The sequence below is a fragment of the Anaerococcus degeneri genome, assembly GCF_017874475.1.
GTDB lineage: Bacteria > Bacillota > Clostridia > Tissierellales > Peptoniphilaceae > Anaerococcus > Anaerococcus degeneri.
In genome coordinates, this window is record NZ_JAGGLO010000001.1 from 556,856 (window position 1) to 570,364 (window position 13,509).

The 13,509-nt window shown below is 31.5% G+C and carries 16 protein-coding genes; all 16 read right to left on the reverse strand.

What is annotated here, in order from left to right:
- Positions 1-68 precede the first annotated feature (68 nt).
- The gene (miaB, locus tag J2Z38_RS02725; RefSeq protein ID WP_209772124.1) at positions 69-1,424 is read right to left on the reverse strand and encodes a tRNA (N6-isopentenyl adenosine(37)-C2)-methylthiotransferase MiaB; all 1,356 of its coding nucleotides are present in this window, start codon (positions 1,422-1,424) and stop codon (positions 69-71) included.
- Between the two features lie 69 nt (positions 1,425-1,493).
- Positions 1,494-3,551: a bifunctional 4-hydroxy-3-methylbut-2-enyl diphosphate reductase/30S ribosomal protein S1 gene (locus J2Z38_RS02730; RefSeq protein WP_209772127.1), complete on the reverse strand. Its 2,058-nt coding sequence runs from the start codon at positions 3,549-3,551 to the stop codon at positions 1,494-1,496.
- Complete coding sequence (locus J2Z38_RS02735) at positions 3,538-4,146, reverse strand: lysophospholipid acyltransferase family protein (RefSeq protein ID WP_318527692.1); 609 nt, start codon at positions 4,144-4,146, stop codon at positions 3,538-3,540. The genes J2Z38_RS02730 and J2Z38_RS02735 overlap by 14 nt, the downstream gene beginning before the upstream one ends.
- Positions 4,133-4,786 carry a (d)CMP kinase gene (gene cmk / locus J2Z38_RS02740; protein WP_209772131.1) on the reverse strand — a complete coding sequence of 218 codons (654 nt, stop codon included), beginning with the start codon at positions 4,784-4,786 and terminating at the stop codon, positions 4,133-4,135. Before cmk ends, J2Z38_RS02735 begins: the two co-directional genes overlap by 14 nt.
- Positions 4,783-5,997, reverse strand: a complete 1,215-nt coding sequence (locus J2Z38_RS02745) for a BaiN/RdsA family NAD(P)/FAD-dependent oxidoreductase (RefSeq protein WP_209772134.1) — start codon at positions 5,995-5,997, stop codon at positions 4,783-4,785. The genes cmk and J2Z38_RS02745 overlap by 4 nt, the downstream gene beginning before the upstream one ends.
- 27 nt (positions 5,998-6,024) lie before the next feature.
- On the reverse strand, positions 6,025-6,720 hold the full coding sequence (locus tag J2Z38_RS02750) for a pseudouridine synthase (RefSeq protein WP_209772136.1): 696 nt from the start codon (positions 6,718-6,720) through the stop codon (positions 6,025-6,027).
- Positions 6,710-7,234 (reverse strand): SMC-Scp complex subunit ScpB, encoded by a 525-nt coding sequence (scpB, locus tag J2Z38_RS02755; RefSeq protein ID WP_209772138.1) that lies wholly within the window; start codon positions 7,232-7,234, stop codon positions 6,710-6,712. Before scpB ends, J2Z38_RS02750 begins: the two co-directional genes overlap by 11 nt.
- Positions 7,231-7,929, reverse strand: coding sequence for a segregation and condensation protein A (locus J2Z38_RS02760; RefSeq protein ID WP_209772140.1), 699 nt, complete (start codon positions 7,927-7,929; stop codon positions 7,231-7,233). The genes scpB and J2Z38_RS02760 overlap by 4 nt, the downstream gene beginning before the upstream one ends.
- Positions 7,919-8,467, reverse strand: coding sequence for an NUDIX hydrolase (locus J2Z38_RS02765; protein WP_209772142.1), 549 nt, complete (start codon positions 8,465-8,467; stop codon positions 7,919-7,921). The genes J2Z38_RS02760 and J2Z38_RS02765 overlap by 11 nt, the downstream gene beginning before the upstream one ends.
- Entirely contained in the window at positions 8,460-10,148 is a 1,689-nt protein-coding gene (recN, locus tag J2Z38_RS02770) for a DNA repair protein RecN (RefSeq protein WP_209772144.1), read from the reverse strand. The genes J2Z38_RS02765 and recN overlap by 8 nt, the downstream gene beginning before the upstream one ends.
- Entirely contained in the window at positions 10,148-10,600 is a 453-nt protein-coding gene (locus tag J2Z38_RS02775) for an arginine repressor (protein ID WP_209772146.1), read from the reverse strand. The genes recN and J2Z38_RS02775 overlap by 1 nt, the downstream gene beginning before the upstream one ends.
- 8 nt (positions 10,601-10,608) lie before the next feature.
- On the reverse strand, positions 10,609-11,439 hold the full coding sequence (locus J2Z38_RS02780) for a polyprenyl synthetase family protein (protein WP_209772148.1): 831 nt from the start codon (positions 11,437-11,439) through the stop codon (positions 10,609-10,611).
- A complete protein-coding gene (gene xseB, locus J2Z38_RS02785; RefSeq protein WP_209772150.1) occupies positions 11,429-11,614 on the reverse strand; it encodes an exodeoxyribonuclease VII small subunit in 186 nt (61 codons plus the stop codon). The genes J2Z38_RS02780 and xseB overlap by 11 nt, the downstream gene beginning before the upstream one ends.
- The gene (xseA, locus tag J2Z38_RS02790; protein ID WP_209772152.1) at positions 11,607-12,791 is read right to left on the reverse strand and encodes an exodeoxyribonuclease VII large subunit; all 1,185 of its coding nucleotides are present in this window, start codon (positions 12,789-12,791) and stop codon (positions 11,607-11,609) included. Before xseA ends, xseB begins: the two co-directional genes overlap by 8 nt.
- Positions 12,788-13,174 carry a transcription antitermination protein NusB gene (locus tag J2Z38_RS02795; protein WP_209772154.1) on the reverse strand — a complete coding sequence of 129 codons (387 nt, stop codon included), beginning with the start codon at positions 13,172-13,174 and terminating at the stop codon, positions 12,788-12,790. Before J2Z38_RS02795 ends, xseA begins: the two co-directional genes overlap by 4 nt.
- The gene (locus tag J2Z38_RS02800) at positions 13,174-13,503 is read right to left on the reverse strand and encodes an Asp23/Gls24 family envelope stress response protein (protein ID WP_209772156.1); all 330 of its coding nucleotides are present in this window, start codon (positions 13,501-13,503) and stop codon (positions 13,174-13,176) included. The genes J2Z38_RS02795 and J2Z38_RS02800 overlap by 1 nt, the downstream gene beginning before the upstream one ends.
- Positions 13,504-13,509 lie beyond the last annotated feature (6 nt).

Consider the following 13,509-nt stretch of genomic DNA (forward strand, 5'->3'; position numbering starts at 1 on the left):
AAACATATATAAAATTTTCATTTGCAAAGCTTTTCAGCAAATTAAAAACCCCAGCTAAGGCCGGGATTTTATTCTACGAGGTCTCCTGATATTGTAAATGAAGTATTATCAGTAATTTTCACCTTTACAAACTCACCTATTAGGCTCTTATCAGCCTTTACATGGACTAGCTTATAATCATCAGTTCTTCCTGTTAATACTTCTGGATTATTCTTACTTTCTGACTCCAATAAAACTTCTACAGTTTTACCAATATATGTCTTATTTTTTTCATTGAATATTGGATATAAGAGGTCTAATAACCTATCAAATCTCTCTTGGACAATTTCATCATCTATTGGGGTAAGCTTTGCTGCCCTTGTCTTTGGCCTTGGAGAATATTTGAATGTGAAGGCTGTGTCATATCCTACTTCTTGACAAACCTTGAGGGTTTCTTTGAAATCTTCTTCAGTTTCAGTTGGATAACCAACAATTATATCAGTAGATATAGCTATTTCAGGGATTTCTTCTCTTAATTTCCTTGCTCTTTCCAAATATTTTTCTTGAGAATATTTTCGGTTCATATCCTTAAGAACCTTGTCAGAGCCTGATTGAAGTGGTAAATGGAAATATTTACAAATATTGTCATTTCTTTTTATAACTTGGATTAGATCATCTGAAAGGTCTTTTGGATGACTTGTTGTAAACCTAAGTCTTTTTAGGTTTGGAATCTGAGCAACTTTTTCTAAAAGTTCTGGAAATGTATGGTTAAAATCCGCCTTATTGCCATATGAATTTACATTTTGACCTAGGAGAGTTACTTCTTTATATCCTTGATTTACCAAATATTCAACTTCCTCAATAATTGAAGAAGGTCTTCTAGATTCTTCCCTACCTCTTGATTCTGGAACTATACAGTAAGAACAAAAATTGTCACAACCTGTCATGATATTTACATAGGCCTGAAAATGATTTGGGGTATTGTACAGTACAAAATCATCTTTGACATTGTCCGAAGAAATATCTACAACCCTTTCTCCTGTTTCAAGGTACCTAAAAATTAAGTCTGCAAGCGAATTTATATTTTTTGTACCAAAAATAATATCAACTTCCTTGTGTTTGTCAATTATTACTTGTCTTGCTACCTCTGTTTGCATCATACATCCAGATACAGCTATTATTTTTTCTGGGTGAGCTTCTTTTATTTTTTTAAGAGATGAAACTTGTCCATAAAGTTTAAGCTCCGCATTTTCCCTTACCAAACAGGTATTAAACAAAATAAAATCAGCCTTTTTCCTATCTTCCTCATAGCTATAACCTAAATCTTCAAGGATAAAGGAAATTCTCTCAGAATCGTGTTCATTCATTTGGCAACCAAAGGTTGTTATATTGTAGGTCTTACCTTTGAAATAATCCTTGTACTTATCTAATATTTTATTTGCCATACTGCTCCTTAAGTAAAAAAAGAGATGAACTAAGTCATCCCTTTTTAATTATCAATTTTACTCAGCGTCTTATTCGATAGAACCTAGTAAATCTTCTGATCCTTGTTCTGATAAAGCTTGAGCAAGCATATCTCCAAGGTTGTTATTTAGGTCATCATCACCAAAGGCTTTTGAGTTATCTCTTTCAACTTTTCTTCTTGGTTTATCGTTGGTTCTAGCTTGTTTTCTTGGCTTTCTTTCTGGTCTTTCTGGCGCTTCTTTAAGAGCTTTGATAGAAAGTCCAACTTTTTCTTCTTCCTTATCAATTGAGATTATTTTAACTTCAATTGTATCACCAACATTTAATTCATCTGATGGTTTTTCTACGTGTTCCCAAGAAATTTCAGAAACGTGTACTAGACCTTCAACGCCATCTGCTACTTCTACGAAAGCACCAAAGTCAAGTAGGTTTACAACCTTACCTTCAACAACGCCGCCAACTTCGTGTTCGTTAACAAATTTTTCGAATGGTTTTTCAATAAGTTGTTTACGTCCAAGAGAGATTCTGTTTTTCTCTTTGTTTAGTTTTAGAATCTTAACTTCAATGTCATCGCCAACACTTAAAACATCTGATGGATGTTCTACTCTTGTCCAAGCAATGTCAGAAACGTGAAGTAGACCATCAAGACCATTTACTTCTACGAATGCACCAAAGTCAGTAAGTCTTGCAACTTTACCTTCTACTACTTGACCTTCTTCAAGCTCTTCCCAAAGGTCATCTAATTCTGCTTCTAAAACATCTTTTCTAGATAAAACTAGTCTATTTTTTCTTTCATCAATGCTGATGATTTTAAGATCCCATTCTTCACCAACGAATTTCTTTAAATTTTTAACGAAATATGTTGCAATTTGGCTAGCTGGTACAAAACCATTTACGCCATTAACTTCAACTGTAAGGCCACCCTTATTGAAGCTTACAACCTTACCATGAACTAGTTCATCATTTTCATATTTTTTAGCTAATTCTGTCCAAGCTTTCATTCCTTCCACTCTTCTTGTAGAAAGGGATACATTGCCTTCACCGTCGTCAAGTTTGATAACATATACATCAATGTCATCTCCAACTTCAAAACTGTTTTTTGGATCTTTTTTTTCTTCTTCAGTCATTTCGTCTAGTTTAACAATACCATCTGCACGATATTGGATATCAACAAATACTTCATCATCCTTAACGTTGATTACTGTACCTTTGATTACCTCTTTTGGGTAAATCTTCTTTAAACTATCCTCCAGACTGTTCATAAATTCTTCTTTTGTGAATTCATCCATACTACTTACTACCTCCTCGATAATCGACTCAGGCGTAGACGCTCCTGCGATTATTCCTAATTTTTTAAATTTAGAGAGCTTTTGCAAAGGTAGATCTTTAACAGTTTCAATCCTAAAAACATTTTTACAAAACAAACTAGCTACTTGATATAGCTTATTTGTATTAGAACTATTAAAACCACCAACTACAATCATGCAATCCACTTGACTCGCAAGTTTTTTTGCCGAGTCTTGCCTTAATTTAGTTGCATTGCAGATTGTGTTTTCTATTACTACACTATCATTATTTTCTTCTAACTTGTTAGCAATATTTCTGAAAAATTCTAACCTATTTGTGGTTTGGCTTACCACATATAGCTTATCATAATTCTTAATATTTTTTGCTTCAGTCTCATCTTCAACTATTATACCCTTATTTAATAAAGAGTCCATAGCAATTATTTCTGGATGACTTTTATCTCCAACAATAATTACCTGGTAGCCTTCTTTTTCTTTCTCTCTAATCTTTTTATATATATTAATAAGGACAGGGCATGTTGCGTCAAAAAGCTCATTTCCATTTTCAATAAGTTTTTCTTTGAGGTCATTGCTTTCACCGTGAGCCCTAATTACAATCAAGCTATCCTTAATATTTAAAGCTTTTTTATGGTCAATGACAGTTAAGCCTCTTTTTTCGAAATCTTCTACTAGCTGGGGATTGTGAATTAAAGGGCCAAGGCAATACGCTTTTTTGCCACTTTCAAGAGCCATTTTTGCCAAATCAACACTTCTTTTAACCCCAAAACAAAAACCAGAATTTTCTGCTTTAATTATTTCCATTATTTTCTCTTTCTAAGACATTTCTATGCTCGTAAATATTTGCAAATATTTCATCACTTATCATATTCATAGCTTCTTTATTTTTTATTTCCTGAAATTTTCTAATATCTATAGGTTCTTTTACGTAAATATCAACCCTAGAAAACAGTTTATAATTTGTAACAATTTCAATTGGAAGTATATCTGCTTTAGCCTTAAGGGCAATAAAACCAACACCTTCGTGCATATTATCTCTTGATATTTGTTTAACCCTAGTTCCTTCAGGAAAAATCCCCAAAGTTTTACCATCTTTTATTAGTCCTATTGCATATCTTAGAGCTTTTAGGTCATTTCCTTGACGGTTTATAGGAAATACTCCAGCTGCCTTTAGGATATTTCTTAAAACTGGTATTTCAAACAATTCTTTTTTTGCCATAAAATTAAAACTTATCGGTAAGCCTAAGGCTAGGAAAAAAGGATCTAGATTCGACCAATGATTTGCACATGCGATTATATCAGAATTTTCTGGGATATTGTCTTTACCATGGACCCTGATTCTGTAAAACGGGAAAAATAAAACTCTTAAAATCGAGACTACCACCCTATAAAACATCATTTTTCTCCATATAAGATAGTATTTTATCGACTGTCTGGTTAATGTTTAAATCAGAACTATCTATAACAACTGCACCTTCTGCTATCTTAAGAGGAGAAACCTTCCTGTTTGAATCATAATTATCTCTTTTTATAATAGCTTTTTCAATTTCCTCCACAGTCATGTCAGATTCTCCTTGGTCAAAACGTCTTCTAGCCCTTGTTAGGGCAGAAGCTGTGAGATAAAACTTATACTTAGCATCTGGAAAAACAACACTTCCAATATCTCTGCCATCAAGTATAAATGATGTATTTTCTGCAATTTTTCTTTGGAGGTCTACCATTTTCTCCCTTACATAACTTCTTGCAGAAACCCAAGAAACATTTGCTGTAACCTCATCGTTTCTTAACTTATCTGTCACATCTATTCCATTTAATAATAATTTATTATCCTTAAAATCAATACTTATTTCTTCTAAAATTCCTTTAAGGATTTTATCATCTGTTTCTTCATCAAGATCTTTGTCAAGAAAATATTTTGTAACAGCCCTATACATAAGACCAGTGTTTAAGTACTCTATTTTTAATTTTTCTGCTATAATTTGTGATATAGTTGATTTTCCAGACCCGCTCGGTCCATCAACTGCGATTATATAAGTCATGTGTTCTCCTTAATGAAAGTTCCAGCAGCATAGGCTGTTGATATATATGTCTGTAAATTGAATCCACCTGTAAGGCTATCTATATCTAAGATTTCTCCGACAAAAAATAAGCCATCTACAAGTTTAGATTCCATATTTTGTGGATTAACTTCTTTTAAATCAATTCCACCCCTAGTTACAACTGCCGATTCAAAAGAACCGATCCTATCAAAGTCTATTTTGAAATCTTTTATATAAGATACTATAGTCTTTCTATCTTCTTTTGTAAGCTCGCTTACATTTTTATTAATGTCAATTTTTCCTAATCTTAAAATTTCTTCAAAAAGAGGAAAGTTAATTAACGGCTTCAAAGCATTGCCTAGAGTCTTTTTTGGATTATCTCCTATCAAGTCTAAGATTTTCTTTTCTATTTCATTATAAGTTAGGTCAGGTGAAAAATCTATAGAAAATTCCACTATATTTTTTCCTAATATGAATGAACTAGCCTTAAGTGCTGCTGGTCCAGTAATTAAATTTCCATTTATCAACAAATCTCCACTAACAGTTATGTTTTCAACATTTGTTTTTATATTCAAACTCACGTCCTTAAAGGACTGTGCCCTTAATGATAATTTTTCATTTAAATAGATAGGCACAAGTACCGCCCTTGGATCAATAATCTTATGTCCTAGTTTACTTGCCAATGAATAACCATTTCCGTCTGATCCAGTCCTTGGATAAGACTTGCCACCTGTTGCTATTATTAAATAATCAAAAGTATATGATTTATCATTTTGGTCGGTTAGGTAAAAATATTTATCCTTATAAACTTTTTTAATTTTTGTCTTAGTCTTTATGTCAATAGATTTTTCTTTAATTATATTTTCAAAAAAACTTACGACATCTCCTGCCTTTTCGCTTTTTGGAAAAACCCTACCATCTTCTTCTATAATTGTCTCTAAACCATTTTGATTTAAGAAATCTATTAAGGCAAAATTATCAAAGTTTGTAAAAGCCGAGTAGATAAATTTTTTATTAGTGACTACATTTTCTAAAAAATCATCAAAATAGGCAGAATTTGTAATGTTGCACCTTCCGCCACCTGTCATTAAGAGTTTCTTTCCTACTTTATCGTTAATATCGAATATGGTTACGTGATTATTTTTATTTTTTGCACATATGGCTGCCATAAGGCCTGCTGGCCCTCCGCCAATAATACCGATTCTTTTCATATTTATCCCACAAAAAAAGATAGTCGCCTATCTTCTAATTTCTTCTACAAATTTTAATTCTTCTTCATTAAAATATCTGTACTCTTTTTCTTTAAGATTAGAGAGTTTAATTTTTCCAATCCTAATCCTTTTTAGGTTAATAACTTTAGCATTGAAAACCTTAAACATCCTTCTTATCTGCCTATTATAACCTTGGTGGATTATTACCCTATAGGTATTATCCCCCAGGTATTCTAGTTTAGCATCTGAAGTCTTTTCATCATTTCCTATATCTAGACCCTTTTCAAATCTTTTTTCTTGAACTTCTTTTAATTTTTTATCAATTTTAACTATATATTCCTTATCAAGTTTGAATTTTGGGTGGATTAAGTTGTTGGTAAAATCACCATCATTAGTTATTATCAATAGCCCTTCGCTATCCTTGTCTAGTCTTCCTGCTGCAAAAAATCTCTCATCAATATCTATAAGGTCATTTAGGTCTTTTTCGTTATATGGATCAAAGTTAGAAGTTATAAAGCCTACTGGCTTATACAATTTTATATAAAACTTTTTTTCTATTTCTAAAACTTTCCCCTCAACTTCTATCCTATCTCCGTCGTTAACTTTAATACCAGGTTCATTAATAACTTGCCCATTAATTTTAACTTTACCGGCAATAATAAGATCATCAGCCTTTCGTCTTGATGTATAACCTGAATGGGCAATATATTTATTAATCCTCATTTTTATCAATCCTTATCTCAGGTAAGTCTTCAAGGGAATTTAAGTTAAAATATTTTAAAAACTCAGAAGTTGTACCATAAATAATAGGTTTACCAATCTTATCTAGCCTGCCTTTCTCAGTTATGAGTTTCTTATCAAGGAGCGAATCGATAGTCGATTGGGAATTAACTCCCCTAATCTTATCAATTTCTACTCTTGTGATTGGCTGTTTATAGGCAATTATCGAAAGGGTCTCAAGGGTCGAATTTGTTAGTTTTTTTTCTGATTTTGACAAAAGTGACTCAAAATACTTATCGCTGGCCTTTCTAGTTGTAAACTGATACGAACCGTTAAAATTTCTAATTATGAGACCACTATCTAAATCTTCTCTTCCTTTTATCATTTCATCAAGGCAATTTTTAATATCAGCCTTAGAAAAATCATATAAAATTTTACTTAATTCATCTATACTTATAGGCTCTGCCCATACATATAGAACCTCTTCAATAAGGCCTTTTAAGTAAGTATCTATCATTTAACCCTCTTAACAATTTTAAATGAGTTTATCTCTGTTTGTTTTATATATATTTCATTAAGCCTTACCATCTCTAATAAAGCCAAAAATGTTGCTATACACTCTGCCTTAGAATTTATTCTCCTAGTTATGTCTACAAGATTTAATTCTTTAGAAAAATTTAAAGTTTTTCTAAGACTTATTAGATAAGTATTAACATCAGGTATTTTCACCTGTTCAAATATCTTTTCTTCACTCTGTTTTTCTTTTTCTAGCCTTTTTATCAATTTAGAAAATTCGTGTGATAAGATATCTACGTCTTGAGAGATTACTAAAGTCTCTTTTTGAAATACTGAAAGGTCTTCTTGGTATTTGGAGTGAACCTTTCTAGCTTCTTCTTCTAGAATTTTAAAATCATCTTGAACTGACTTTATTTTTTTATATTCTATAAGGTAAGATAAAAAGTCTTCTTCAAGATTTTCATTTTCTGGTTTTGGCAAAAGTTTATTAGCCTTAATAGTTAAAAGTATTGACGATGTATATATAAATTCAGATAACATTGATATATCAATATCCATCTTAGCCATTTCTTCTAAAAACGGATTTGTTATTTCTTCTATTTTTACATCGTAAATATCAATTTTTTCCCTATCAATTAACTTTAAAAGCAAATCAAAGGGACCTTCAAAATCTTCAAGCTTAATATTAAGCTTCATTTATTTTTCTTAGGGCATAGAAAATAGCAATAATTGACTTTGCATCAGTAATTTCACCATTTTCTACCATTTGATATAGATCTGTAATCTGATAAGACTTGCAAGTTAGGTTCTCATCTTCATCTAAATCTAAAGATGATTCTACCAAATCTTCTGCCACAAAAAAAGATAACTTATCGTTGGTAAATCCTGGAGATGCGTGCATATCAAATAGATAGGTCACCTTTTCTGGGAAATATCCAACTTCTTCTTGTAGTTCTCTTTTAGCTGTTTCAATTGGTAACTCACCTGGATCAACAAGACCTGCTGGAATTTCCAAAGTTACTTTATCAATAGCCTTTCTATATTGGCTTACCATCCATATCTTATCAGGTCCGTCAAAGGCAATAATTCCTACTCCTTTTTGATGGTCAACTATTTCCCTTTTTGAATATCTCTTATTCTCAAGTTCTACAGTCTCAACTCTTAATTTTAGTATCTTTCCATCATAGATTGTATCAGATTTTATTGTCTTCTCATAAAACTTTTCTTCATTCATTTCTTAGATCCTCCGCCATTTCTAATATCTCTCTGGCTGATTTAATAGTAGTATCGGTTATATCTACCCCACCAATTAACCTTGCTATTTCAAGGGTTCTCTCGCCTTCTTTGATATTTTTCGAACTAGATATAGTAAAGTTACCATCATCTTCCTTACTAATTAATATGTGGTTATTAGCAAGAGATGCTATTTGTGGCAAATGACTTATGGCTATTACCTGTCTTTTCTTTGATAAATCTAGGATTTTTTCTCCAACTATCTGAGCAGTTCTACCACTTATACCTGTATCAATTTCATCAAATATCATTGTATCTATATCATCAAAACTTGCAAAAACTTCCTTAAAGGCAAGCATAATTCTTGAAATTTCACCGCCTGAAGCTGTCTTAGTTAGTGAAGTTAAATTTTCTCCCTTATTTGTTCTAATCAGAAAATCAATATCATCAAAGCCAAGCTTATCGATATTATCTTTCTTTTTAAGGTCGACTTTAAACTTACCATTTTTTATATTTAATTCCACTATTTCTTTATTAAGAGATTTCTCAAGGCTTTCTATCTTCTTAAGTCTAATCTCATGAATTTCCTCAGAGTTGGCAACCATTTTCTTATCAATATTGTCTAATATACTAGTTAGGTTATTTCTTAAATCGTCAATTTGATCTAATTCCTCTAGTCTTTCTTTCATTGACTCATAATAATCTTTAATCTCTTCTATATTATTGCCATATTTTCTTTTAAGGTCAAAAAGTTTTTTGTTTAAATCTTCAAGGCTTTCTAATTTTTCTGGATCAGTAGCTAAAAAATCCACATATGAATCAGCTTCTGAGTAAATATCATTAAGCTCATCTGATAAGGCAACTAGTCTATTATAAAGTTCAGATGATTTGTTGTCTATGTCGATGAAATCTCCAATATTTGATGAGGCCTCACTTAAAAGACTGGTGATAGATGGCATATCGTAGTCATTTGAATCAATAATTTCAAGAGTCTTATAGAATCCTTCTTTTAGACTAGAAATATTTGTAAGCCTTTTATATTCGTGCTCTAGTTCTTCTTCGTCTATATTAAAAAGATCTACACTATCAATCTCATCAATCTGATATTTTACAAGATCTCTTTCCCTAGTCAATTCTTCATCTGTAAGGTCAAAATCTTTGAAACGCCTTAGGTAGTCATTCTTTTCCTTGGATAGGTCCGAAAGATTCTTTCTTAGCTCTGTGGTTCTTTGGTCATTTTGATAAGAATCAATAAGGTCAATGTAATTAGTCTTGTTCATATAGATATTAGAATCACCTTGCTTGTAAATATCAATTAGGTCATCGCTTATTTCTTTTAGAATATTTATGTTTGATAGTCTACCATTAATCCTAATACTTGATGAATTCTTACCAATATTTCTAGTTATAATTAGTTTCTCATCATCAAAACTTATGCCAAGTCCTTCCAGTTTATGGATTAATGGATCTTCCAATACAAAAACCGCTTCTATAATGGTCTGGTCTTTGAAATTGCCAATGGTATCCTTACTTGCTCTTTTTCCTAAAAGCAGATTTATTGCTTCAAGGATAATAGACTTACCAGAGCCCGTCTCGCCTGTTAGTACGTTAAATTTATCTTCAAAAAAGATATGATCTTTTTTAATTATGATAAAATTATCTATATATAGCTCAGCAAGCATTATTTAACAAGATTCCTAATTTCTTCTACAAGGTCATCAATTGATTCAAAGTCTTTTGGAGTAATAAATATTGTATCAATCCCTGTAACCATACCACCAATATTCTCTAATTTTTCATTTGTTATGTATTGACCACAAACAGTTGCACAGTAAGATATTGTTTTAATTACAATCATATGAGCAGATTTTTCTACTGAAAGCACTGCTTCCTTAAAAATCTTCTCAATTCTTTCTGTAAGTGTATCATATACAGCATCTACTACAGTATATTTATATTCATAATCATCGCTTTGAACCTTTGATATTCTAAGCTCTTTAATATCTCTAGAAATAGTTGCTTGTGTAGCGTTTACTCCTTGAGATTTTAACATATCAGAAAGTTGACTTTGGGTTCTGACGTCATTATTTTGAATAATATCTAATATTAATCTTTGTCTAGTGTATTTTTTCATAATTTCCCCTAATAACTTCGACTTGATAGGTAGTCAATTAAATATGATAAAACTTCATTATTTTGAAAATCTTTTATTGAATCTTTCGCTCTTTTATTAACCTTATCTAAAAGCACTATTGCTTCGTCTTTTGACATGACATTTAAGATATTTAATTCATCTTCATATGTTTCTTCTAATAAATCATCCTGGATTTGGAAGGCAAGTCCTAAATTTGAAGCAAAAATTTCTATTTTTTCCAAATACTCTTTACTTACTCTAGATGCAAGACCTGCAGATACACAGGCTGCCTTAAATAAGTCTGATGTTTTTTTCTTATAAACATCCAAGAGATAATCTAAATCATAGGATGCGCCTCTTCTTAAGTCTAAAACTTGACCGCCTATCATTCCAAACCTTGATGCTCTTTGAAGTATATACAATCCAGCTTTGATATATGAATCATTATCTTTTGCAAGTTGAAAAAGCATTATAGCAGCTTCATTCAGAAGGGCATCACCTGTAAGAATTCCTATATCTTCTCCATACTTTTTATGAGTACTTGGCTGTCCTCTCCTAAAATCATCATTATCCATTGCAGGTAAGTCATCATGGACAAGAGAATAGGCATGAATAAATTCTAAGGCTAGAGCAAATTTATAATCATTTTCACATAAATTACATGAAAACATTTTCTTACACTCTAGATACAGAAAAGCCCTTATCCTCTTTCCTCCACCTGTTGCATAGGCCATGGCCTCCTCTAAGATGCCATCTGGACTAAAGTAAGATTTAACTTTCTTATCTATTATATCCTTATCATCGTTAAAAATTTTCAAAAACTTTTCTTTATTCATCATTACTTATAACTTCCACCTTCGCCCTATAATCCATAAGTCTTGCTTCAAGATCCCTATACATTTTCTTAGCTTGGTCATAGAGCTTGATCGATTCATCTAGATTATCCCTGTTATTTTCAATTTCATCTAAAATTTCTTCTATTTTTTTATATTGGTCTTCAAAAGATTTATCCATCAATTATCCTCGCCTTTAATTTTCCATCGCTAAATATTAAGTCAAACTCATCGCCTATCTTCATACTATGAACCGAATAGATATTTTTACCATCAAAATTTATTTCAATCTGATTCTTTCTCATATCTATAAGCTTGGCTAGGTATCCAAATTTGTTTGTTAAACTTTTTAGCTTGGTTTCGTTGTAGGTCAGTGATCTTTCTATAGCCTTATCAAGGTTTTTATTTAAAGACTCAAGTTCTTTAATTTTTTCATCAATGAGTTTCCCTGGAGACAGGCCTTCTAACTTCGATTCTAAAATCTTAAGGCTTAAAGCATACATATCTAGGCTAGATTGAATCTTTGATCTTGCTCTTACAAATTTTTCTTTTAGAAATTTTTCATAGTCTATGTAGTCAGCTATTAGATAAGATCCTGCTTCTGTTGGAGTTTGTAAACTTAAATCACTTGTGAAATCTACTAACGTTGTATCAATATTATGGCCTATCGCGGAAATAATAGGAGTTTTTGCATCATGGACTGATTCTATTATTTTTCTTTGATTGAAGCTTGAAAGGTCTTCATTAGACCCTCCGCCTCTGGTTATGACGATTACATCAAGTCCTAGTTTATCAAGCCTCTTTATAGCCTTAGCTACTAAATCCTCAGCTTGGTCACCTTGAACCTTGACTGGGTCTAAATAGATATGTATGTCATTAGCCTTGCTGTTGATCATAGCAAGAAAATCAACAAGAGCAGCCCCATCCTTTGATGTTATGAGACCCACCTTGTTAACAAGTTTTGGAATTGGCTTTTTATTTTCTTTATCAAAATAGCCCTTTGCTTTAAATTCCTCTTGCATTTTAAGAAATTCTTTAAATTCTTTGGATAATCCCACATCTTCAATCTCAGAAGCAACTATAATTAATCGTGATGAGTAGTTATTAAAGGATAAGTTGCCCCTGATAATTACTTCCTTACCAGGGCTAAAATCAAAACTTATTTCCTTATCTTCATAATAATAGATTACAGCATCAATGATGTCAGTTCCTTCTTTCAAAGAAAAATAAAGATGGTAATTATTAACTCTTATATTGCAAAGCTCACCAATTAAATTTATTCTCTGGAAAATTGGATCATGTTTAATATTTGATTTTATATATTCATTAAATTGCTTTACACTTAAGGGTTTTCTCATTTATTATCATTTCTTACGATATTGCCTAAAATAAGGTTAACTATCTTGTAGTCATCTTCAGCTGAAAACTTTTTAGCAAGGTTAACAGCTTCATTTATAGATACTGACACTGGAATATCTAAAAAATAGATTTCATTTATAGATAAATAAATAATAGACTTAACCACTCTACTTAATTTTGGCATACCCTTAGGAATATTTGCCTGAATAATTTGATCGATTTTTTCAAAATTTTTCTTATAGGATTTGATGGAATCGACGATAAATGTTTCATCACAGCTAAGGTTGTGGTTTGCTAATATTTCTTCATCATCTTCAATTTTGTTAATTGTATCTTGAAAAATGAGTTTGAAAACCCATTCTCTTTGGTCAGTTCGCTTCATTAGATTTCTAATTTACTTATATTAACGTTAATTTTGCTAACGCTAAGACCTGTCATGGTCTCAACAACATTTTTGACATTTTCTTGGATCTTTTTAACAGTTTTTCTTACGTTAACATTTTTATCCAAGGAAAGGTCAAGATCGATAACAAGATTTCCGCCAACATTTCTGATTGATGTTTTTGTTGTCTTTGCTTGGAGTGAATGAATAAATCCTTCATCAGAATTATCCTCATAAACTCCATAAACATCATTAGCTGCTTGGATAGCTATTTGATCTAAAACCTCGTCAGCTATTTTTACTGAACCATCTTTGAATTTATTTGACATTAATAT